General features: G+C 72.6%; 18 protein-coding genes and 1 pseudogene. 11 read left to right on the forward strand and 8 right to left on the reverse strand.

The genetic code is table 11. The annotated features are described in order from the left end of the window. Positions 1–212: 212 nt before the first annotated feature. Positions 213–2,039 (reverse strand): endonuclease/exonuclease/phosphatase family protein, encoded by a 1,827-nt coding sequence (locus ACIP5W_RS30745; protein WP_401480480.1) that lies wholly within the window; start codon positions 2,037–2,039, stop codon positions 213–215. A gap of 250 nt (positions 2,040–2,289) precedes the next feature. On the opposite strand from ACIP5W_RS30745, the gene ACIP5W_RS30750 reads away from it, so the two are divergent. The 5 genes from ACIP5W_RS30750 (at position 2,290) to ACIP5W_RS30770 (ending at position 8,194) form a co-directional block, all read left to right on the forward strand. Then, complete coding sequence (locus tag ACIP5W_RS30750; RefSeq protein ID WP_401480482.1) at positions 2,290–3,714, forward strand: hypothetical protein; 1,425 nt, start codon at positions 2,290–2,292, stop codon at positions 3,712–3,714. A 222-nt stretch (positions 3,715–3,936) separates the two neighbouring features. Then, entirely contained in the window at positions 3,937–5,415 is a 1,479-nt protein-coding gene (locus ACIP5W_RS30755) for an alkaline phosphatase PhoX (protein ID WP_401480484.1), read from the forward strand. 430 nt (positions 5,416–5,845) lie between these two features. Continuing rightward, positions 5,846–6,505 carry a GntR family transcriptional regulator gene (locus tag ACIP5W_RS30760; RefSeq protein WP_401480486.1) on the forward strand — a complete coding sequence of 220 codons (660 nt, stop codon included), beginning with the start codon at positions 5,846–5,848 and terminating at the stop codon, positions 6,503–6,505. 31 nt (positions 6,506–6,536) lie between these two features. Further along, positions 6,537–7,553: a 1-aminocyclopropane-1-carboxylate deaminase gene (locus ACIP5W_RS30765; RefSeq protein WP_401480488.1), complete on the forward strand. Its 1,017-nt coding sequence runs from the start codon at positions 6,537–6,539 to the stop codon at positions 7,551–7,553. Between the two features lie 68 nt (positions 7,554–7,621). Next, positions 7,622–8,194 carry a helix-turn-helix domain-containing protein gene (locus ACIP5W_RS30770; RefSeq protein ID WP_366061753.1) on the forward strand — a complete coding sequence of 191 codons (573 nt, stop codon included), beginning with the start codon at positions 7,622–7,624 and terminating at the stop codon, positions 8,192–8,194. An 84-nt stretch (positions 8,195–8,278) separates the two neighbouring features. On the opposite strand, the gene ACIP5W_RS30775 is transcribed toward ACIP5W_RS30770, so the two are convergent. The 7 genes from ACIP5W_RS30775 to ACIP5W_RS30805 all read right to left on the reverse strand — a co-directional run bounded on the left by ACIP5W_RS30775 (position 8,279) and on the right by ACIP5W_RS30805 (position 15,816). Continuing rightward, positions 8,279–9,484 (reverse strand): TerD family protein, encoded by a 1,206-nt coding sequence (locus tag ACIP5W_RS30775; RefSeq protein WP_401480601.1) that lies wholly within the window; start codon positions 9,482–9,484, stop codon positions 8,279–8,281. Between the two features lie 171 nt (positions 9,485–9,655). After that, positions 9,656–10,645 (reverse strand): zinc-dependent alcohol dehydrogenase family protein, encoded by a 990-nt coding sequence (locus tag ACIP5W_RS30780; RefSeq protein WP_401480490.1) that lies wholly within the window; start codon positions 10,643–10,645, stop codon positions 9,656–9,658. After that, positions 10,642–11,484, reverse strand: coding sequence for a carbohydrate ABC transporter permease (locus ACIP5W_RS30785; protein WP_401480492.1), 843 nt, complete (start codon positions 11,482–11,484; stop codon positions 10,642–10,644). The genes ACIP5W_RS30780 and ACIP5W_RS30785 overlap by 4 nt, the downstream gene beginning before the upstream one ends. After that, a complete protein-coding gene (locus ACIP5W_RS30790; RefSeq protein ID WP_401480494.1) occupies positions 11,481–12,419 on the reverse strand; it encodes a carbohydrate ABC transporter permease in 939 nt (312 codons plus the stop codon). The genes ACIP5W_RS30785 and ACIP5W_RS30790 overlap by 4 nt, the downstream gene beginning before the upstream one ends. After that, a complete protein-coding gene (locus tag ACIP5W_RS30795) occupies positions 12,416–13,789 on the reverse strand; it encodes an ABC transporter substrate-binding protein (protein ID WP_401480496.1) in 1,374 nt (457 codons plus the stop codon). Before ACIP5W_RS30795 ends, ACIP5W_RS30790 begins: the two co-directional genes overlap by 4 nt. A gap of 179 nt (positions 13,790–13,968) precedes the next feature. Beyond that, a complete protein-coding gene (locus ACIP5W_RS30800; RefSeq protein WP_401480498.1) occupies positions 13,969–14,739 on the reverse strand; it encodes a DeoR/GlpR family DNA-binding transcription regulator in 771 nt (256 codons plus the stop codon). 267 nt (positions 14,740–15,006) lie between these two features. Then, on the reverse strand, positions 15,007–15,816 hold the full coding sequence (locus ACIP5W_RS30805) for an NAD-dependent epimerase/dehydratase family protein (RefSeq protein ID WP_401480500.1): 810 nt from the start codon (positions 15,814–15,816) through the stop codon (positions 15,007–15,009). Between the two features lie 252 nt (positions 15,817–16,068). Here ACIP5W_RS30805 and ACIP5W_RS30810 point away from each other — a divergent pair, with 252 nt between their 5' ends. The 6 genes and pseudogenes from ACIP5W_RS30810 (at position 16,069) to araD (ending at position 22,528) form a co-directional block, all read left to right on the forward strand. Continuing rightward, the gene (locus ACIP5W_RS30810; RefSeq protein ID WP_401480502.1) at positions 16,069–17,010 is read left to right on the forward strand and encodes a 5-dehydro-4-deoxyglucarate dehydratase; all 942 of its coding nucleotides are present in this window, start codon (positions 16,069–16,071) and stop codon (positions 17,008–17,010) included. Then, entirely contained in the window at positions 17,007–18,173 is a 1,167-nt protein-coding gene (locus ACIP5W_RS30815) for a hypothetical protein (protein ID WP_401480504.1), read from the forward strand. The genes ACIP5W_RS30810 and ACIP5W_RS30815 overlap by 4 nt, the downstream gene beginning before the upstream one ends. 134 nt (positions 18,174–18,307) lie before the next feature. Then, positions 18,308–19,074: pseudogene (locus ACIP5W_RS30820) on the forward strand (MBL fold metallo-hydrolase). Positions 19,075–19,230: 156 nt separating this feature from the next. Further along, complete coding sequence (locus ACIP5W_RS30825) at positions 19,231–19,887, forward strand: GntR family transcriptional regulator (RefSeq protein ID WP_401480506.1); 657 nt, start codon at positions 19,231–19,233, stop codon at positions 19,885–19,887. Beyond that, positions 19,884–20,795, forward strand: coding sequence for a dihydrodipicolinate synthase family protein (locus ACIP5W_RS30830; RefSeq protein WP_401480508.1), 912 nt, complete (start codon positions 19,884–19,886; stop codon positions 20,793–20,795). The genes ACIP5W_RS30825 and ACIP5W_RS30830 overlap by 4 nt, the downstream gene beginning before the upstream one ends. Next, positions 20,792–22,528 carry an L-arabinonate dehydratase gene (gene araD / locus ACIP5W_RS30835; protein WP_401480510.1) on the forward strand — a complete coding sequence of 579 codons (1,737 nt, stop codon included), beginning with the start codon at positions 20,792–20,794 and terminating at the stop codon, positions 22,526–22,528. Before ACIP5W_RS30830 ends, araD begins: the two co-directional genes overlap by 4 nt. Positions 22,529–22,637 lie beyond the last annotated feature (109 nt).

Here is a 22,637-nt window from a genome sequence, read left to right on the forward strand (position 1 = left end):
CGGCGGGCGACGGCTGCCGAGAGCCGGCCGCCGGGTGTCGACACCCGGCCGTCGAGCGTCGGCAGTTTGACGGGACATCGGACCCGGTTCCCCTTCCGGGGGCGCCGGGTCCCTCCCCGTCCGGGCCCACCTCGCCCTGCCCGCCAGGCCGACGGAACGGCCTGGCGGGGCCGGCTTGAACGGGTGTGTTCAGCCGGCCCCGAGGAGAACCGTCACGGCTTGAAGCGCAGCACCTGCGGGTCGTGGTCGCTGATCTGGTCGTTGAACTCCGCGTTGATGTGCACGCTGTCGTACGCGAAGTCGCAGCCGCGCCGGATCGACGGGCTGACCAGGATCTGGTCGAGGACCTGGCTGTTGCCCTGGTAGACGTACGAGTAACGCTCGCTCCTCGGCAGCGACTTGACCGCCGACCACAGCTCGCCGTCGCCCTCGAGGATCTTCGCGGTGCCGGAGAACTCGAAGTCGTTGATGTCGCCGAGCGCGACGACGTCCGCGTTCTTCTGGGCGTCGAGGATGTCCTTGACGAAGCCGTTGACCAGCGTCGCCTGCTGGTGGCGCTGGGTCTCCGAGCTGCGTGCCGCCGGCTGGTACTGCGAGGTCAGTCCCTGGTCGCCGCCCTTGGAGTTGAAGTGGTTGGCGATCACGAACACCGTGCGGCCGCGGAAGACGAACTCGCCGACCAGCGGCTTGCGGCTGGAGTTCCAGGCCGCGTTCGCCGGGTCGATCCGGCCCGGCGAGACGGTCAGGGCCGCCCTGCCCCGCTCCTTGGTGACGCCGGCCGCGGTGGTGGCGTCGCCGCCCGCGCGGTCGGTGAAGGAGACCCGCTCCGGGTTGAACAGGAACACCTGACGGATGTTCCCGCCCGGCTCACCGCCGTCGGTCTTGTTCACCGGGTCGATCGAGCGCCAGTCATAGCGGGGGCCGCCCGCGGCGACGATCGCGTCGATCAGTTCGGTCACCGTCAGGTCGGCGGCCACCGTGCCGTCGTCGGTCGCGCCGTTGTTGTCCTGGATCTCCTCCAGGGACACGATGTCGGGCGACTTCAGGTTGTTCACGATCGCGGAGGCGTGCGCCTCGAACGTGGTGTCGGACGGATCGAGGTTCTCGACGTTGTACGTCGCGACCGCCAGCTCGCCGTTCCTCTGCTTCCGGGTCGTCTCCCGCTCCACACCGGCGCTCTCGAGCGCGCCGATCCGGTTGGCGACGACGGTGTAACCGCCGAACTGGTTGTAGTCCAGCGGGCCCTCGGTGGCGCCGGTCAGCCTGTCGCCGACGTTCGCCGCCGGGAAGTCGGCGACCTTGCCGAGCGACTGGATCTGGAGCCGGCCGGTGTTCTGGGCGTCGTAGGAGCCGTAGACCGTGCCGCCGCGGCGGTTGCGGTTCTCCCACGGCTTCACCGTGACCCACAGCTCGGTGTACGGGTCGGTGGCGCCGACCACGCGGACGTCGAGGACCTGGACGTTCATGCCCTCGAGGGACTCGTAGAGGTCCAGGGCGTAGGTGCCGGGCCGCAGGGTGAGGGCGTTGACCGAGTTGTTCGCGGCGGGGTCGCCGGCCGGGGCGTAGGCCGCCGGCACCGACTTCGCGTCGACGACCGTCGCGGCCGGGACCGCGTTGCCCGCGGAGACCACGGTCACCGTGGGACGGACGATCTCCGTCACCGCCTGGTTGCCGGACGAGGTGCCGCCCGGGACGTACTCCGAGACCGTGCCGGAGACGCCGACCGCGTCCCCGACGGCGACCTTCGGGGCCGAGCTGGTGAAGACGAAGACGCCCTCGCTGGTGGCCGGGTCGGCGTCCGGGTTCGGATCCTGGATCCAGAAACCCTTGGAAGAACCGTAGGTGCGCACACCGGTGACGATTCCGGTCACGTCCGTGACCTGCTTGCCGGCGTACGGCGAGACGCGGGTGGTGCCCTGGATGTCGTGGATGCGCACCGAGTCCGCGTGCGCGGGCGCGGCGACGACGACCGCCGACGCGGCGGAGCAGACGGCGGCGACGGTGAGCGCGGCGAGGCGCGTGGAAGACCTGCTGGGCAAGGGGTTCCCTCCGGGGACGTTCATGAGCGCCGGGACTAGGGTGAGCCGTGGGGCGCGGATGACGCGCGTAGAAACCGGTGAACACCCGTCCCCCCAACTTCTACGCGCGTCAATCTCCAGCCTGGCCAGCCCAGTTGTCAAGGTTTCGGCCATGTACGAGACCTGACCGGTAGATGAACCGGGCGGCATGGGTCGAAACCCGTCTAGGCTGAGCGGTCGAGTGGCACCACGCGTCCGAGGAGAACAGCCGATGTCAGACAGCTCCCCCCTGCCGCCGGCGCGGCTGCACCCCGAAGCGGAGCTGGCGCGCGACGCGCTGTCCACGCCGTTGCTCTCCCGGGCCGTCCTCCTCGCCCGTTGGGCCGGACCCGACACCCGCGTCGACGCCGGCGGCGGACTCCTCGACGAGCAGCTCCCGGCCGCCGCCGAAGCCCTCGGACTCACCGGCGACGACGCCGCCGCCCACGCGAGCGAGGCCTGGCGGGTCGCCGTCGACGCCGGGCTCGTCGAGGTCGCCGACGAGGAGGCCGGCACCGTCACCGCGGGCGAGGACCTCCCCCTGCTCACCGGCGGCGCCCCGCACGACGTGCTCGCCGTCTGGCTCGCCGCACTGGAGGCCGTCCTCGCCGACGCGACCGTGCCCGACCTCGACGACCTGGCCGACGCCATGGACGAGGGCGGCGAGATCGACTTCTCCCGGCTCGACTGGGACCCCGAGGAGGAGGCCGCCTTCCTCGACGGCGTCCTCGGCAACCTCTACCTGCTCACCGTCACCGAGGACGGCCCCGGCGGCCCCGTCCCGCTGCCCGCCCTCGCCGCCTCCATGATCGTCCCCGGCGACCTGGGTGAACCCACCAACGACATGCTGGAGCAGATCTCCGACGCGATGATGCGTCTCGACGACCAGTTCCGGCTCCTGGAGCCCATCGGACTGGTCGCCTACCAGCCCGTCGACGAGGCACTGATGGGCGACCCCGAGGAGGAGCCCGCCGCCCCCGTCGACGAGACCGACGTCTCCCGCTACGGCATGGTCGGCCTCACCCCGCTCGGCCTCTACGGGCTCCGCGCGCGCCTGCTGGAGGCCGGCTTCCAGGCACCCGCCGTCGGAGACCTCGTCGACAAGGGGGCCGACGCCCTCCTCGACGGCAGCTCCGGCTACGGACCGCACGCCGCCCGCGCCGAGACCGAACAGTGGCTGGACCGGCGCGAACCCCTCGACGCCGCCCGCGAACTGCTCGCCGCCGCCCGCGGCTCGGACGAGGGCGCGCCGCTGCGCCGGCTGCGCTGCCAGCAGGCCCTGTCCCTCGTCGGCGCACAGGCCGAACCCGCCGTGCGGGAGGTCCTCGACGACCCCGAACTCGGCGGGCTCGCCCGGGTCTGGCTGAGCGAGCTGGGTGCCGCCGACGTACCGCCGCCCTCCGAGGACCTGGTCTACTGGCTCACCATCGACACCCTCGCCGCCCAACTGGCCGCCGAGGGCAACTCCGATGAACTCCAGGGGCTCGTCGAAGGGCTCGCGCAGCAGCACAGCGGCTTCTTCGCGGCGGCCTGGCGGGTCGCGCACCCGGCCACCGCCGACGTCCTGGAAGCCATGGGGCGCCTGCACCCGGACAAGCGGATCGCCAAGGAGGCCCGCAAGGCCGCGTTCAAGGCGCGCTCGCAGCAGGGCGGGTGACCGGGAGCCGGCGCGGGTGACCGGGGGGCCGGCGCGGGTGAGCGGGGGCCGGGTGCGGCCCCTCGCGCGCCCCGGCTCCGTGCCGCGGACGCGGGTGCGCAGTTTTCCCTGAGCCCGACCGGGCGCCGCTCCGTGTTCGGCCGGTGTTCAGGGGCGCGGGGGACGGTTGCGCGGACCGAGGTCCGCCACCCCCCACGGCACACCAGCGTCTCAGGAGACACCATGTCGCTCACCCGCAGGGACTTCGCCAGGAAAACCGCGGCAACCGGTGCCGGTGTCGCGTTGGCGGGCAGCGTCGACGTGCTCGCCAGCGCACCGAACGCCCTCGCGGCCACGGAGACCGCGAACGTGGACACCACGGACGCGGACACCACGGGCGCGGGACACAAGCCGGCGGCGCACCACGGCGGAGTCGGCTACGGACCGCTGCTCCCCGACCCCGACGGCATCCTCGCCCTGCCCGCCGGCTTCGACTACCGGATCATCACCTACAGCGGGAGGACCGAGCTGGAGTCGGGCGAGCCCACCCCCTCCAACCACGACGGCACGGCCACCTTCGACGGCCCGCGCGGCACCACCCTCCTCGTCAACAACCACGAGCTGAAGGGCCCGCGCGCCAACTGGAAGTACCCCGTACCGCTCACCGAGGGCCTCGTCTACGACCCGGCCGCCTCGGGCGGCTGCACGGTCGTCGAGGTCCGCCCCGGCGGCCAGGTCGCCGAGTGGGTGGGCATCGCCGGCACCTCCACCAACTGCGCGGGCGGCAGCACCCCGTGGGGCACCTGGCTGACCTGCGAGGAGAACTCCGACCGGGCCGGCACCAACGGCATGACCAAGGACCACGGCTACGTCTTCGAGGTCGACCCCCGCGACCGGCGCGCCAACCGGGACCCCAAGCCCTTGAAGTTCTTCGGCCGCTACGACCACGAGGCCGTCGTCATCGACCCCAGGCGCGGCCACGCCTACCTCACCGAGGACGCCGCCGACCCCAACGGCCTGTTCTTCCGCTGGACCCCGCCGCCCGGCTTCGAGCACGGCCGCGGCAAGTTCCGCACCCTCGCCGACGACGCCGGCGTCCTTCAGGCCCCCAGGTGCTTCGACTCCGGCGGCCAGTTCGTCGACGACCTCTCCCGCGCCACCAGGACCGGCACGGTGTACGGCGTCGACTGGGTGGACGTACCCGACCGCGACGCGCGGACCACCGCCGTGCGCAAGCAGTTCGGCGCCGGCGGGATCACCCGCGCCCGCAAGCTGGAGGGCATGTGGTGGGGCGACGGCGGCGCCTACCTCGTCTCCTCGTACGCCCGCGCCGAGAGCCCTGTCCAGCACGACGGCCAGGTCTGGTTCTACGACCCCAGGCGCCGCACCCTCACCCTGAAGGTCCTCCTCGGCGTCAACCCCGACCCGTCGGCCGACGGCGCCTTCGACGGCCCCGACAACATCACCGTCTCCCCGTACGGCGGCCTGGTGATCGCCGAGGACGGCGAGGGCGTCTCCCACCTGTTCGGCGCCACCGACAGCGGCCGCACCTACCCGATCGCCCGCAACGACCTGAACATCGGCACCGAAGAGGCCCCCGAGTACAGCGAGTTCACCGGCGTCACCTTCTCGCCCGACGGACGGACCCTGTTCGCCAACATCCAGCAGCCGGGCATCATGGTGGCGATCACGGGGCCCTGGAAGCGGCAGAAGCGCGGCTGATCGAAACAGGCTCGCACCCCGCGTGCCCCGCCTCCCGCAGGGAGAGCACGACGACGCACCTCCCGGTGCGAAGGCGGCGGCTGCTTCTCCTCCACGGAATCCGGGCCGCAGCCGGTCGGATCTCGGGAGGCGCGGCACGCGGTGGGTGCCCGGTGCCTGGTGCCTGGTGCCCGGTGCGCGGGCAACGGTTACTTCATTTCAGCACCCGTGCCGCGCAGGCGCGGCCCGCCCCGGCCGTGCGCACGACGGGCCGGAACCCGCGCACCCACCAGGGCGGCCGGGGCCAGGGGCGGGACGCACGCTCCGAACCGTTCCTGCTCGCGGTGTCCCACTTCGTGACGCGGAAGACCTTCTGCGAGACGGGTGCCGACCGCGACGACCGGTGCGCGGGCCTTCTCCTGAAGACCACTGGCATCTAACATGTCAGTTCATGGAGCCTCTACGACCGGTGCCCCGCACCCTGCTCAGGGAGCGGGCGTACGCAGCGATCCGCGACGCCATCGTGACCGGGGGGATCGAGCCCGGCGCGGTGGTGCGTGACGCCGACCTCGCGGAGCGGCTCGGGCTGTCCAGGGCGCCCGTCCGGGAGGCGTTCGCGCGGCTCGTGGACGAAGGGCTGCTGGAGAGCAAGCCGCAGAGCTACACGCGGGTGACTCCGGTCGTCGCCGGTGACGTGCGGGACGCGGCGGCCGTGGTCGGCGCGATGCACGAGCTGGTCACACGCGTGGCGGTGCCCCGGCTGTTCGCGGCGGACGTCGAGGCGATGCGCGCCGCCAACGAGCGGTTCGGCGCCGCCGTGGACGCCGGTGACGTCGAGGGCGCCCTGCGCGCCGACGACGAACTGCACGACGTCCTGGTGCGGGTGAGCGGCAACCGCGCGGCCGCCGCCACCGTCGCCCGCTACACCCCCCTCATCCGGCGGCTGGAGCGACGGCGCTTCGGCGAGGGCGGCGCCTGCCGCTCGGCCGGGCTGCACGACCGGTTGATCGCCGCCTGCGCGACCGCCGACGTGGACGAGGCGGTCCGCGTCACGGCCGAGATCTGGCGCACCCTCGCGGATCTCGACGACACCGACGGCACCGACGACTGACCGTCCTGCCGGATCTGCCCCAGGAGGCGACATGTCCCTGTCCTCGTACGAGCGTTACCCCCTGCTCTTCGGTCCGTCGCCCGTGCACCCGCTGCACCGGCTGACGGAACACCTCGGCGGCGCCGCCGTGTGGGCCAAGCGGGAGGACTGCAACTCCGGGGTCGCGTACGGCGGCAACAAGACGCGCAAGCTGGAGTACCTGATCGCCGACGCCCTCGCGCAGGGCTGCGACACCCTGGTGTCGATCGGCGGGGTGCAGTCCAACCACACCCGGCAGGTGGCGGCCTGCGCGGCCCGCGCCGGACTCAAGTGCGTGCTGGTGCAGGAGAGCTGGGTGGAGTGGCCCGACCCGGTGTACGACAAGGTCGGCAACATCCTGATCAGCCGGCTCGCGGGAGCCGACGTCCGGCTGGTGCGGGCCGGGTTCGGGATCGGCGTCAAGGAGAGCTGGGAGCTGGCGCTCCGGGAGGTCGAGGAGTCCGGCGGCAAGCCGTACGCCATCCCCGCCGGTGCCTCCGACCATCCGCTCGGCGGGCTGGGTTTCGCCGGATGGGCGTACGAGGTGGCGGAGCAGGAGCGGGACCTGGGCGTCTTCTTCGACACCGTGATCGTGTGCTCGGTGACCGGGTCGACGCAGGCCGGTATGGTCGCCGGGTTCGCGGCGCTGGAGGAGGCGGGCGGCCGGCCCCGGCGCGTCCTCGGTGTCGACGCCTCGGCCAGGCCCGCCGAGACCCGGACGCAGATCGCCCGCATCGCCCGCCGCACCGGAGAACTCATCGGAGTGCGAAGGGAGTTGACCGAGACGGACGTCGAGCTGGACGAGCGCTACCACGCCGGGGTCTACGGCGTCCCCGACGAGGTCACCCTGGAGGCGATGCGGCTCGCCGCGCGCACCGAGGGAATGGTCACCGACCCCGTCTACGAGGGGAAGTCGATGGCCGGACTCGTCGACCTGGTCGCGCGCGGCGAGATCGGCCGCGACTCCACCGTGCTCTACGCCCACCTGGGCGGCCAGCCGGCGCTCAACGCGTACAGCGCGCTGTTCTGAGCGCGGACGGCGGCACTTCGGTCCTCGCTAAAATCGGAGGGAGCCCCCGGCTTGCGAGGAGTGACTGGATGACGCAGGTCAAGCCCATGCGCGCGGACGCCCGCCGCAACTACGAGCGGTTGCTGACGGCCGCGGCGGAGGCCTTCGCCGAGCACGGGGAGGGCGCGTCCCTCGACGACATCGCCAAGCGGGCGGGGGTCGGCTCCGGCACGCTGTACCGGCACTTCCCCACGCGTCAGGCGCTGCTGGAGGCGGCGTACGTCGACCGGATCGAGGCGTTCGCGGTGCGCGCGGACGAACTCGCCGCGCGCCTGCCGCCGGGCGAGGCGCTGGTGGAGTGGCTGAACGAGGTGTGCGTCGGCACGATCCAGGTGCGCGGCATGAAGGCGCTGCTCGGGTCGGCCGTCACCGACGCCGGCAGCGCCGCGGCCACCGCCTGCGGTACGACTGTGCAGGGGGCGGCGGCCCGGCTGGTGGAGGCGGCGCAGCGGGAGGGGACGCTGCGGGCGGACGTCGAGCCCGTGGAGGTGCTGCGGCTGGCGCACGGTGTGGCGACGGCGGCGGAGCTGGCGAACGGGGGCGCGAGCGGCATCCGCCGGTACGTGTCGCTGCTGACGGAGGGCCTGGGCCCCGCGCGGTGAGCGGGGCGTGGCGGGGCGTCGGCGACGGGCGCCCCCGCCGAGGGGGCGCCCGCGTGCGTCGCCGGGGGCCGGCCGGCCCGGAGGTCAGAGCGCCTGCGCCGCCGGCTTCACCATGTTCCGCACCGTGCGGGCCTTGACGAACTCGCCCATGGCCGTCATCTCCCACTCGCCGGTGAACTGGCGGATCAGCTTGGCCATCATCACGCCCGTCTGCGGCTCGGCACCGGTCAGGTCGAAGCGGACCAGTTCCTCGCCGGTGGCGGCGTCCAGGAGACGGCAGTAGGCCTTGGCGACCTCGGTGAACTTCTGCCCGGAGAAGGAGTTCACGGTGAAGACCAGGCCGGTGACCTCCTGCGGGAGCCGGCCCAGGTCGACGACGATCACCTCGTCGTCGCCGCCGCCCTCACCGGTGAGGTTGTCGCCCGAGTGCTTGATCGCGCCGCCCACGATGGACAGCTTGCCGAAGTAGCAGCTGTCGATGTGGTTGCGCTGCGGGCCGTAGGCGATCACCGAGGCGTCCAGGTCGATGTCCTTGCCGCGGTACGCCGGCTCCCAGCCGAGGCCCATCTTGACCTGCGAGAGCAGCGGGCTGCCGCCCTTGACCAGGGACACCGTCTGGTTCTTCTGGAGGCTGACGCGGCCCTTGTCCAGGTTGATCTTCCCGGCGCCGGGGGCGGGCGGGGCCGGGGGAGCGGGCGGGGCGGCCATCGGCGGGGCGGACGGGGTGACCGGGGGCTGCATCGTGGGCACGGGCGGGGCGACCGGCTGGGCCGGGGCGGCCGGTGCGGCCTGGGCGGGCTCCTCCACGGTGACGCCGAAGTCGGTGGCGATGCCGGCCAGGCCGTTGGCGTACCCCTGGCCGACGGCGCGGGCCTTCCAGGCGCCGTTGCGCAGGTAGATCTCCACGACCACCAGCGCCGTCTCGGCGCCCAGCCGCGGGGGGGTGAAGGTGGCCAGGACGCTGTTGTCGTCCGCGCCGCGGACGGTGGCCGTCGGCTCGATGCCCTGGAAGGTCTGGCCCGCCGCGTCCGGGCTCGCGGTGACGACGATCTTCTCGATGCCCGGGGGCAGCGCGGAGGTGTCGACGATGATCGCGTCGGGGGCCGCGCCGCCGCCGGAGCGGTAGGTCACCCCGGGGCCGGTCGGCTGGTTGTAGAAGATGAAGTCGTCGTCGGAGCGCACCTTGCCGTCGGCGGTGAGCAGCAGGCCCGAAACGTCGAGACGCACGGGGGCGGCGACGTCCACCGCCACGCGGGTGACGGGGAGAGGGATGTTCGAGCCGGGGGTCATAGCTGTCATGCCTGGATGAACGAGCGAGGGTGTTTTACCGTTCCCTTACCTGTGGTCCGATCGGGGCCGGTGGGCCCGCGGGGGCCTCGCCCCGCCGCCCCGTCCCGCCCCGTACCCGAGGAGGGTGAGTGCCCCGGGCACGGGACGGGGCGGGACGGCGGGGCGAGGGCCCTACGGGACGACCACGATCTTCCTGCCCACGCCCGCGGCGAACTGGTCCAGGGCCTGGGGGTACTGGTCCAGCGGAAGCCGGTCGCTGATGAAGACGTCCGGGTCCAGGACGCCACCGGCGAAGAGCTCCGCCGCCCGCTCGTAGCTGTGCAGGACGGCCATCGAACCCGTGATGGTGATCTCCTGGTTGTAGATCCGGTACGGGTCGATCGTCACCCGCGTCGCGTAGTCGGCGACCCCGAACTGCAGAAACGTACCGGCCTTGGAGACCCGCTCCAGCCCGTCCTGGATCGCCGCCGCGTTGCCCGTCGCGTCGATGACGAGGTCCCACCCCTGGGGCCGGTCCAGCTCGTCCGGGGTCGCCGCCGCCGCGGAGACCCCCAGCCGCCGCGCCGTCTCCAGCCGCGCCGGGTTCAGGTCCACCATGTCCACGCTCGCCGCCCCGGTCCGTTTGGCCAGCTCCAGCATCATCAGGCCCATGGTCCCGGAGCCGTAGACGAGGACGTGGGCACCCAGGCGGGACTGGAGCACGTCGTAGCCGCGCACCGCGCAGGAGAGGGGCTCGATCAGCGCCGCGTCCTCGGTGCGGACGTGTTCGGGCAGCTTCACGCAGTTCGCCACCGGCGCCACCGCGTACTGGGCCGCGCCGCCGGCCGTCGTCACGCCGATCGCCGCCCAGCGCTCGCAGAGGTTGTTGTGGCCGGTGCGGCAGTAGCGGCACTCGTGGCAGTACAGCGACGGGTCGACGGCCACCCGGTCGCCCACCGTCACCTCGGTGACCTGGGCGCCGGTCCCCACCACCGTGCCGGCGAACTCGTGGCCCGGCACGATCGGCAGCTTGGGCGCGAACTCGCCCTGGAGGATGTGCAGATCGGTGCCGCACAGTCCGCAGGCGGCGACCTCGACGACGACGTCACGGGGACCGGGGGTCGGGTCCGGGACCTCGGTGACGACGGCGCGGCCGATGGACTCGATGACGGCGGCCTTCATTTCACGGCTCCCAACGACAGGCCCTGGACCAGCTTGTCCTGGGCGGCGAACCCCGCGGCGAGCACCGGCAGGGAGATGACGAGCGACGCGGCGCACACCTTCGCCAGGAACAGGCCCTGGCTGGTGATGAAGCCGGTCAGGAAGACCGGGGCGGTCTCGGCGACGACGCCCGTGAGGACCCGGGCGAACAGCAGCTCGTTCCAGCTGAAGATGAAGCAGATGAGGGCCGTGGCGGCGATGCCGGGCAGGGCGATCGGGCCCACCACCCGCGTGAGGACGGTGGGCAGGCGGGCCCCGTCCACCCGTGCCGCCTCGATGACCGCCACCGGGACCTCGGCGAGGAACGACTGCATCATCCACACCGCGATCGGCAGGTTCATGCAGGTGTAGAGCACGACCAGCAGCCAGATGTTGTCGAGCAGGCCGGTGTCCCTGGCGAAGAGGTAGATCGGCAGCAGGCCCGCGACGGCCGGCAGCATCTTCGTCGACAGGAAGAAGAACAGCACGTCCGTCCACTTGCGCACCGGGCGGATCGAGAGCGCGTAGGCCGCCGGGACGGCCAGCAGCAGCACCAGCAGGGTGGACGTCACCGAGGCCACCGCCGAGTTGGTCAGCGCGGGCCAGGGGCTGGCTCCGCCGTCCGTGCCGAAGAACTCGCGGTAGCCGTCCAGGGTGAGCGGCGCGGTGAAGGAGGGCGGGTTGGTCGCCGCGTCCTCCTCGGAGTGGAAGGAGGTCAGCGCCATCCACGCGATGGGCAGGAAGAAGACGATCCCGGCCAGCCAGGCCAGCAGGCCGAGTCCGGCGCCCTTGCGGCGGGCCCGTACGGTCGGTGCGTTCATGCGCGCGACACCTCCTCGCGGAACAGGGACGACACCACGCGCAGCGCGAAGGTGGCGATGACGATCGAGCCGATGACCACCAGGACGCCCGCGGCCGACGCGAGGCCGTTCTCGTGGGCCTGGTAGAAGCTCTGGTAGACGGTGTAGGGCAGGTTGGCGGTGCCCAGGCCGCCGGACGTGATCGTGAAGACCGCGTCGAAGTTCTGCACGATGTAGATCGAGCCCAGCAGGGCGCCCAGCTCCAGGTACCGGCGCAGGTGCGGGAGCGTCAGGTGCCGGAAGATCTGCCAGTCGCTCGCGCCGTCCACCCGCGCGGCCTCCATCTGCTGTTGGTCCCGGCTCTGCAGCCCGGCCAGCAGGATCAGCATCATGAACGGCGTCCACTGCCAGACCAGCGAGGCCTCCACCGCGAGCAGCGGGGTGTCGGAGATCCAGTCGGGCTGCGGGCCGCCGACGTAGTGCAACAGGCCGTTCAGCAGGCCGTACTCGGGGTTGTAGAGGACGTGCTTCCACAGCAGGGCCGCCGCCACCGGGACCACCAGGAAGGGGGCGATGAGCAGGGTGCGGACCACGCCCCGGCCGCGGAACCTGCGGTCCAGGAGCAGGGCGAGGCCCAGGCCCAGGACGAGACTGGTCAGCACCACCGAGGCCGTCAGCAGGACCGTCGTCCACACCGAGTGGCGCAGGTCGGAGTCGGTCAGCACCTGCTGGTAGTTGTCGAGGCCGGTGAAGCTGCGGGCGTCGGGGTAGAGGGCGTTCCAGTCGTAGAACGAGATCACCAGCGTGGCCACGAACGGGAGCTGGGTCACGACGATCATGAAGATCAGGGCGGGCAGCAGCGGGGCGCGGGTGGCCCAGGCGCGCAGCCGGGCGGAGGGCCTGCGCCCGGTCGGTACCGGGGCGGTGGCCACGGGGGCCGTCGTGGTGGCGGTCATCGGCCCTCGTACTCCTCGGAGATGCGCTCGGCGAGCTTCTGGGACTTCCTCAGGGCCGACTCGACGGACTGGCGTCCGGCGATGGCCGCGCTGATCTCCTGGGAGACCTTGGTGCCGAGGTCGGTGAACTCGGGGATGCCGACGAACTGGATGCCGGGAGCGGGCCGCGGCTGCACGCCGGGGTCCTTCGGCCGGGCCCCCTCGATGGCGGCCTTCGTCATGTCCTGGAAGGCGGACGCCTCGGCCCGGTAGGCCGCGTCGGCGTACGTCGAGGCGCGCTTGCCGGCGGGCACGTTCGACCAGCCGATCCGCTCGCCGACCAGCTGCTCGTACTCCTTGCCGGAGGCCCAGGAGACGAACCGCCAGGCCTTGTCGGTGTTGCGGGAGGCCTTCTGGATGCCCCAGGCCCAGGTGTAGAGCCAGCCGGAGGTCTCCGTCTTCTCGACGGGGGCGGGGGCGTAGCCCATCTTGCCCTTGACCGGGGAGTCCGCCGCCTCCAGGGAACCGGCGGCGGAGGTGGCGTCGTACCACATGGCGACCTTGCCCTGGGTCATGTTGTTGAGGCACTCGGCGAAGCCGGACTGGGCGGCGCCGGACTCGCCGTGCTCGCGGACGAGGTCGACGTAGAACTTCGTCGCCTTCTCGAACTCGGGCGAGTCCAGGCGCGCCCTCCAGTCCTCGTCGAACCAGGTCCCGCCGAAGGTGTTCACGACGGTGGTCAGGGGTGCCATCACCTCGCCCCAGCCGGGCAGTCCGCGCAGGCAGATGCCCTTCATGCCGGGCTCGGCCCCGTCGGTCTTCGCGGCCAGCTCGGCCACCTGGGTCCAGGTGGGGTGCTCGGGCATCGTCAGACCGGCCTTCGCGAAGACGTCCTTGCGGTACATCAGGAAGGACGACTCGCCGTAGAACGGCTGGCCGTAGAGCTTGCCGTCGTCGGCGGTGAGCGACTCGCGCATCGGGGCGAGGACGTCCTGCTCGTCGTAGGACGGGTCCCGGGCGACGTAGGAGTCCATCTCGTGCAGCCAGCCGTTGCGGGCGTAGATCGGTATCTCGTAGTTGGACAGGGTGGCCACGTCGTACTGGCCCGCCTGGTTGGCGAAGTCCTGGCTGATCTTGTCGCGGACGTCGTTCTCCGGCAGGACGGTGAAGTTCACCTTGATGCCGGTGTCCTTGGTGAAGTGGGCGGCGGTCAGTTTCTGCAGCTCGGTCATCTGGGGGTTGTTGACCATGAGGACGTTGAGGGAATCGCCGCCCGATCCGGCCCCGCCGGCTCCGGTCCAGCAGCCGGAGAGCAGGGGGGCGAGCAGCGTCCCTGCGGCGGCCAGGGCGAGCGTGGCTCGCGGTGGCCGCCGTCGGCTCGGGGTTCGCATGGATCACTCCTCGACGTATGGGGCGTATGAGGTTTATGGGACGTGTGGGATGTGTGGGGCTTGTGGTGCGTATGGGGCGTACGGAGGGGCAGAAGGGCGCGAAGGGGTGGGGGAGTGCCCCTCGGCGGGGGAGAGGGCGGGTTCTCCGGACGCGCGTCCGGCCGGGGTGTGCCGGCTCCTCAGACGCGGACGACCTGGGGGCCCAGCAGGGAGTAGCGGTGGGCCTCGGGGGCCGGCAGCAGCGTGCTCGTCACGATCGCCTCCAGCGAGCCGACCTCGGCGAACCGGCAGAAGCTGACCGCGCCGAACTTGGTGTGCACGCCGACGAACACCGTGCGGCGGGCGGCTCGTACCGCCTGCGCCTTGACCTCCCCGACGGCCGGGTCGGGGGTGGTCAGGCCGTGCTCGCGGGAGATGCCGTTGGCGCCGATGTAGGCGAGGTCGACGACGAAGCCCGCGAGCATCTTCGTCGTCCAGTGGTCCACCGTCGCCAGGGTGCCGGCCCGGACCCGGCCGCCCAGCAGCAGGACGGACACGTTGCCGGTCCCGGCGAGGGCGCCCGCGACCGGCAGGGAGGCGGTGACCACGGTCAGCGGCCGGTCCCGGGGCAGCGCCTCCGCGATGAGCTGCGGGGTGAAGCCCTCGTCGACGAACACCGTCTCGGCGTCCCCGAGGAGTCCGGCCGCCGCGGTGGCGATCCGGCGCTTCTCGGGCACGTGACTGGTGGCGCGGAAGGCGAGGGTCGTCTCGAAACCGGCGCTCTCCACGGGATACGCGCCGCCGTGCGTGCGCCGCACCAGGCCGTGGTCCTCCAGGGCGCGCAGGTCCCGCCGTACGGTCTCCTTGGCCACGCCCAGTTCGGTGGCGAGCGCGGCGACGTCGACCGAGCCGGTGGCGCGCGCGGCCCGCACGATCTCCCGCTGGCGCTCCTCCGCCGTCCTCGGGGTCACTGCCGTCACCTCGTTCTTCCGCCCGTTTCTGCCCGTTCGGGCCCGGTGGGGCCCATGGGGGAAGTTCTACAACGGGGCGGGGGCGGTTACCAGGCCTGTCGCGGGCCCGATGCGGCCCGTCTGTGCCCGTTCTCCGCGGCCGGTGCCCGCCGCGGACCTGCGCGGCCGTGGCGGCGGGCGGCGGTTCGGGCAGCGCGGACGCCCGAACGCGGCGGCGGGCGGGCCCGTTCGGTGCCCGCCCGCCGCCGTACCGCTCCCGTGGGGGCGTCAGTACGGCCAGATCGGCGGGTCGTTGACGAAGTGGCCGCCGAGGTGGGCGTGCGCGATGTTCCCGGGGTCCAGCTCGCCCTGCTCGGCGATCAGCTTCTCGGCCCACGGCTCGGAGTCGTCCTGCGGCTCGTAGCCGAGCGCCCGCGCGCTGCTCAGGTCCCACCACAGCCGGGTGTTGGCGGAGGAGCCGTGGACCACGGTGTGTCCGACGTCCCCGGCGGTCAGGGCGGCGTGGAACAGCCGGGCACCGTCGGCCGGGCTCATCCACACCGACAGCATCCGGACGCTGGTCGGCTCCGGGAAGCAGGAGCCGATGCGCACCGAGACGGTCTCCAGCCCGTGCTTGTCCCAGTAGAACTGGGCGAGGTCCTCGCCGAAGGCCTTGGACAGGCCGTAGAAGGTGTCCGGGCGGTGCGGGGTCTCGACGGGGATGAGGGGGTCGTCGCCCCGGGGGCGGGGGGTGAAGCCCACCGCGTGGTTGGAGGAGGCGAAGACGACGCGCCGCACGCCCTCCTCGCGGGCTGCCTCGTACAGGTGGTAGGTGCCGACGATGTTGGCGTCGAGGATCCTGTCGAAGGGGGCTTCCAGGGAGATGCCCGCCAGGTGGATGATCGCGTCGACGCCCCGCACGGCCTCCCGTACGGCGTCCCGGTCGGCGAGGTCGGCGACCAGTGCCTCCGGCTCGCCCTCGATCGGGCGCAGGTCCATCAGGCGCAGCTCGTAGCCGTACGCGGGGAGCAGTTCCCGCATCAGGGTGCCGAGGCCTCCGGCGGCGCCGGTGAGCAGGACGGTGCGCGGAGCGGGCATCCTCGGGTCTCCTTGGGTCGGCGGGTGCGGCAGACGACGGGCCCGGCGGCCGTATGCGTGTACGTCATTCACATGCATGGACACGCTAAGGATTTCCCGCCCGTCGCGTCAAGTGTCTCGTGGAGTCGGAGAATCGGTTCCCGTCTGGTGGTTTGTGCGCTTGACCGGGCGTCGGGGGCCTTCATAGGGTGAGTCCGTTCATAGATGTGGACATTAGTCAGAAGAATGCACGCGTCGTCCTAGGGAGAGCCCGTGACGCCAGCCCCGCTCGCCGCACGTCTGCGCGTCCCCAGCGGACCACTGTTCTTCCCCGTCACCGCCTACGGCCCCGACGGCTCCCTCGACCTCGACACCTACCGCGCGCACGTCCGCCGCGGCATCGAGGCCGGGGCGGCGGCCGTCTTCGCCTGCTGCGGCACCGGCGAGTTCCACGCGCTCACCCCCGAGGAGTTCGAGACGTGCGTGCGCGCGGCCGTGGACGAGACGGCCGGACGCGTGCCCGTCGTCGCCGGCGCCGGCTACGGGACCGCGCTCGCGGTGCACTACGCGCGCCTGGCCCGGGCCGCCGGCGCGGACGGGCTGCTCGCGATGCCGCCGTACCTCGTGGTCGCCGGGCAGGAGGGACTGCTGCGGCACTACCGGGAAGTGGCCGCCGCGACCCCGCTCCCGGTGATCGTCTACCAGCGCGACAACGCCGTCCTCACCCCCGAGACGGTCGTCGCACTGGCCCGCACGGACGGGATCATCGGGCTCAAGGACGGGCTCGGCGACCTCGACCTCATGCAGCGCATCGTCAGCGCCGTCCGCACCGACGACCCCGGCGACTTCCTCTACTTCAACGGCCTGCCGACCGCCGAGCAGACCCAGCTCGCCTACGCCGCCATCGGCGTCACCCTCTACTCGTCCGCCGTGTTCTGCTTCGCCCCCGAGATCGCCCTCGCCTTCCACCGGGCGCTCGCCACCGGCGACGAGAGCACCGCGCACCGCCTCCTCGACGGCTTCTACCGCCCCTTCGTCGAACTGCGCGCCCGGGGCCGCGGCTACGCGGTCTCCCTCGTCAAGGCCGGCGTACGGCTGCGCGGCCTCGACGTGGGCGAGGTGCGGCCCCCGCTGCACGAGCCCGGCGAGGACCACGTCAAACTGCTCGCGCAGCTGATCGACCGCGGGTACGCGCTGCTGGAGGAGGGCAAGTGAAGGCGTCGGCGTTCGTCTATCCCTGGGACGTCAACGGCGACCCGGCGGCGCCGGGCCGGATCGCCGCACTCGGCGTCCGGCAGGTCACCCTGGCCGCCGCCTACCACTCCACCCGCGCCCTCACCCCCCGCCACCCCCGCCACCGCGTCGTCACCGCCGAACACGCGGCCGTGCTGTATCCGGCCGGCGGCCGCTGGCAGGGCCGCGCGCTGCGACCCCACCCGGCCGGGGACTGGGCGCCCGGCGACGCGTACGGCGAGGCCGCCGCCGCGCTCGCACGGGCCGGCCTGGAGGTGCACAGCTGGGTCGTCCTCGCCCACAACTCCCGGCTGGGCGCCGAGCATCCGGCGACCTCCGTCGTCAACGCGTACGGCGACCGGTACCCGTGGGCCCCGTGCATCGCGCAGCCCGCCACGCGCGCGTACCTCGTCGACCTGGCCGCCGAGGCCGCCGTACGGCCCGGCGCGGCCGGCACCGAACTGGAGTCCCTCGGCTGGTACGGCCTCCAGCACCTGCACGCCCACGACAAGACCGGCGGGGTCGGGCTCGGCGAGGCCGGACAGTACCTGATGTCGCTCTGCTTCTGCCCCGCCTGCCGGGCCGGCTACGACGGCCTGGGCACGGACCCCGACGAACTGGCGGCGGCCGTGCGGACCGCGCTGGAACCGGTGTGGCAGGGACTGCCGGACGACGGGGGAGGCTGGGCAGGCGTGGAGAAGCTGCTCGGCGCGGAGCCGGCGGCGGCCACGCGCGCGTGGCGGGACGCGACCGCCCGCTCGCTCCAGGAGGAGGCCGTCGCGGCCGTCCGCGCGGCGGCGCCCGAGGGCTTCCAGGTCCTCCTGCACGCCGACCCGGTGTCCTACCACGTGGGCGCCAACCCCGGCGTCGATCCCGCGCACATCCTGTCGGTCGCCGACGGCGTGGTCGTGCCCTGCACGGGCGGGCCCGCACTTCTGAGCCCGTTCGCGCAGCAGCGCCGCGAGAAAGCCGTGATCGCCGCCAACCTCACCGTCGTCTCCGGCATGGGCGGCAGCCCCGGCACGCTCGCCGCGGACGCGGCACACGCGCGTGAGCTGGGGGCCACGGAGCTCCGGCTGTACCACGCGGGACTGGCCTCCGACGCCGACCTGGAGGCGGTCCGCGAGGGACTCGGCGCGCTCTGAGCCGGCACGGTGGCAAGGGTGCGGGGCCGGCAGCGGCACGGGACACGGGGCACGTGCCGCGGAGTGGCGGAGCGACCCGTCATCCGGTGATCACCGGGTGGTCCCCGGGCGGCGTACGGATTCCGGCCGGGCCGTTGCGGGCCACGGCGAAGAGACGGTCCGCCCCGCGACGACTTCGGGCCGCTCCGCCGCATCCCGGGCCGGGGCGGCCCTGTTCCGGCTGCCTGGTGCGGGGCGGGGTGCCGAGGTGTGGGTGGACGCCGGGCCGGGGACGTTCGCCGAGTTGCAGAAGCACACGTATCCACGGCGGCTCACCGCGATCTGGATCTCGCATCTGCACGCCGATCACAGCGCGGATCTCCTCGCCGCCGTCCACGCCTTAGCGTTCGGCGGCATGACGCCGCCGGCCCCGGTGCCGGTGTACGCGCCGCGCGACTGCGCCCGTCGCGTGGCGGGCTTCCTCGGCCGGCCGGACGTGCGGTTCCTGGACGGAATCCTCGACTTCAGGCCGCTGCATGACGGTCACACCGCCCGGCACCGGAACCTTCGCCCCACCTCCCGCGCGGTGCTCCACGACACCGAGGCGTACGGGCTGCGCGCCGAGTGCCAGGGCGGCGTGCTCGCCTGCTCGGGAGACAGCGGACCGTGCGACGCGCTCACCGGACTCGCGACGGGCGCCGACCTGTTCCTGTGCGAGGCCGACATCGACGCGCATCGCGAAGGCGAACAGCGGGTGCACCTCACTCCGGAGGACGCGGGGGCCTGTGCGAAGGGCGCGCGGGAACCGCTCGTCACCCACGTGGGACCCACCCTCACCCGTGAGGCCGCGGCCGGCCGCGCCGCGCTGGTCTTCGGCGGGCGGACCGCCGCCGCGCGCGAGGGTGACACCTTCTCCCTCTGACGGGCGAGCCGACGGGCGAGAAGAAGCAACCTCGAATTCCTCTGTCAGAAGCATTGACGAAACACAGGGCCCCTCCTACCTTCAACCCATCGTACTTCGTACGTCATATATGAGACGCGATACGCGAGATCAGATACGCGACACCGAGAGGCGCGCATGACCTCTGTGCCCACGCCGATCCCCTCCCGCACGCAGTACGTGCTGGAGGAGATCAAACGCCGCATCCTCACCGGGCGGCTGACGCCAGGTCAGGCGCTGGTCGAGACCGAACTGGCCGCGCAGTTCGGGGTCTCCAAGACCCCGGTGCGCGAGGCGCTCAAGACCCTGGCCGGCACCGGACTGGTCGTCATGAGCCAGTACAAGGGCGTCACGGTGCGCATGGTGGACGCGGACATGGCGCGCGAGGTCTACGACGTGCGACTGCTCCTCGAACCCGAGGCGCTGAAGCGGGCCGTGAAGCGCGGCGCCTCCCTGGACGCCGCCCGCGCGGCACTCGCCATGGCCGACGGGGCGACCGACACCGCCGAACGCTCCCTGGCCAACCGGGAGTTCCACCGCGCCCTGTACCTGCCGTGCGGCAACCCGCTGCTCGGCCGGATGCTCGACGAGGTCCGCGACCAGGCCGCCCTGGTCTCGGCCGTCGCCTGGGCCGCCTCCCCCTCCTGGGAGCGGGAGGCGGGTGAGCACCGCGAGATATTGCGGCTCGCCCTGGACGGCGACGCCGACGGCGCGGCCCGCGCCCTGCACGCCCACATCGCGTCGTTCGTTCGCAGGGCGTTCCCCGACGCCCAGGCAGAGGAAGGTCAGGAATGAGCAGCGTGGCGTTCGAGACCCAACGTGCGGCCCTGGCCGACATCGTGGCCATCCCGGTGACCCCCTTCGCCGAGGACGGCTCCGTCGACCAGGACGTCCACCGGGCCCTGCTGCGCCGTCTGCTCGACGGCGGGATCAGGACCCTCACCCCCAACGGCAACACCGGCGAGTTCTACGCCCTCACCCCCGAGGAACGTCGTCTCGTCACGGAGCTGACCATCGACGAGGCCGGGGACCGCGGGGTGATCCTGGTCGGCGTCGGACACGACGTGCCCACCGCCGTCGCCTCCGCCCGTCACGCCCGTGCACTCGGCGCGGGCATGGTGATGGTCCACCAGCCCGTGCACCCCTACGTCTCGCAGAGCGGCTGGGTCGACTACCACCGTGCCATCGCCGAGTCGGTGCCCGAGCTGGGCGTCGTCCCCTACATCCGCAACGCGCAGCTCGCCGGCGCCCGCCTCGCCGAACTCGCCGACGCCTGCCCGAACGTGATCGGCGTGAAGTACGCCGTCCCGGACGCCTCCCGGTTCGCCGCGTTCGCCCGGGACGCGGGTCTCGAGCGGTTCGTCTGGGTGGCCGGCCTCGCCGAGCCGTACGCCCCGTCCTACTTCTCCGCCGGCGCCACCGGTTTCACCTCGGGACTGGTGAACGTCGCCCCGGCCGTCTCGCTGAACATGATCGAGGCGCTGCGCTCCGGCGACTACCCGGCCGCGATGAAGGTCTGGGAGCAGATCCGCCGCTTCGAGGAACTGCGCGCGGCCAACGGTTCCGCCAACAACGTCACCGTCGTCAAGGAGGCCCTCGCCTCCCTCGGCCTGTGCCGCCGCGAGGTCCGCCCGCCGAGCAGGCCGCTGCCCGAGACGGACCGCGCCGAGGTCGCCGCCATCGCCGCGGGGTGGTCCATATGACCGAGCCCGTCCGCAGGCGCCCCGAGGACCTGCGCAGCCACCAGTGGTACGGCACCGACGGCCTGCGCTCCTTCAGCCACCGCGCCCGCACCCGCCAGCTCGGCTACCTCCCCGAGGAGCACCTCGGCAAGCCGGTGATCGCGATCCTCAACACCTGGTCGGACATCAACCCCTGCCACGTGCACCTGCGCGACCGGGCGCAGGCCGTCAAGCGGGGCGTGTGGCAGGCGGGCGGCTTCCCGCTGGAGTTCCCGGTCTCCACCCTGAGCGAGACCTTCCAGAAGCCGACCCCCATGCTCTACCGCAACATGCTGGCGATGGAGACCGAGGAACTGCTGCGGTCCTATCCGGTGGACGGCGCCGTCCTGATGGGCGGCTGCGACAAGACCACCCCCGCCCTCCTCATGGGCGCCGCGAGCGTCGACCTGCCGGCCGTCTTCGTGCCCGCCGGGCCGATGCTGCCGGGCCACTGGCGCAACGAGGTCCTCGGCTCGGGCACCGACATGTGGAAGTACTGGGACGACAAGCGGGCCGGCCTGATCGGCGACTGCGAGATGGCCGAGCTGGAGAACGGCCTGGCCCGCTCGCCCGGTCACTGCATGACGATGGGCACGGCGTCCACGCTGACGGCGGCCGCCGAGGCGCTCGGCGTCACCGTCCCCGGCGCCTCCAGCATCCCCGCCGTGGACTCCGGGCACGACCGGATGGCCGCGAAGGCCGGCATGGCGATCGTCGACCTCGTCCACCGGGACCGCAGTCTGTCGGACATCCTCACCCGCGACGCCTTCGAGGACGCGGTGACGACCGTCCTCGGCCTCGGCGGCTCCACCAACGCCGTCATCCACCTGATCGCCATGGCCGGGCGGGCGGGGGTCAGGCTCACGCTGGACGACTTCGACCGCATCGCCCGCACGGTCCCGGTGCTCGCCAACGTCCGGCCCGGCGGACAGACGTACCTGATGGAGGACTTCCACTTCGCCGGCGGTCTGCCCGGGTTCCTCTCCCGCATCCCCGACCTGCTCCACCTGGAGCGGCCGACCGTGTCGTACGACACGATGCGCGAGCAGCTCACCGGCGCGCAGGTGCACAACGACGACGTCATCCGGCCGCGGGACAACCCGGTCGCGGCCGAGGGCGGGGTCGCCGTCCTGCGCGGCAACCTCTGCCCGGACGGCGCGGTCATCAAGCACATCTCGGCCGAGCCGCACCTGCTCAAGCACACCGGCCCCGCGGTCGTCTTCGACGACTACCGGACCATGCAGCGGACCATCAACGACCCGGACCTCGGCATCACCGCCGACAGCGTGCTGGTCCTGCGCAACGCCGGCCCCAAGGGCGGTCCGGGCATGCCCGAGTACGGCATGCTGCCCATCCCCGACCACCTGCTCCGGCAGGGCGTGCGGGACATGGTCCGGATCTCCGACGCCCGGATGAGCGGGACGAGCTACGGCGCGTGCGTGCTCCACGTGGCGCCCGAGTCCTACGTGGGCGGGCCCCTCGCCCTGGTCCGCACGGGCGACCCGGTCACCCTCGACGTCGAGGCCCGCACCCTCCACCTCGGCGTCGACGACGAGGAGCTGGAGCGGCGCAGGGCCGACTGGACGCCGCCGCCCGACCGCTACGAACGCGGCTACGGCGCGCTCTACAACGAACAGATCACCCAGGCCGACACCGGCTGCGACTTCGAGTTCCTGGCCCGCCCGGGCACGGTGGCGGACCCGTACGCGGGCTGACCCGCGCAGCGGAACCACCTCCGCCGACCCCTAACCGGGGAGAAAGCGCTTCCTACGGGACGCGAGCACCACGACAGACGCAACAAGCACCACAAACGCAACAAGCACC

The organism is Streptomyces sp. NPDC088766, from assembly GCF_044750845.1.
Lineage (GTDB): Bacteria > Actinomycetota > Actinomycetes > Streptomycetales > Streptomycetaceae > Streptomyces.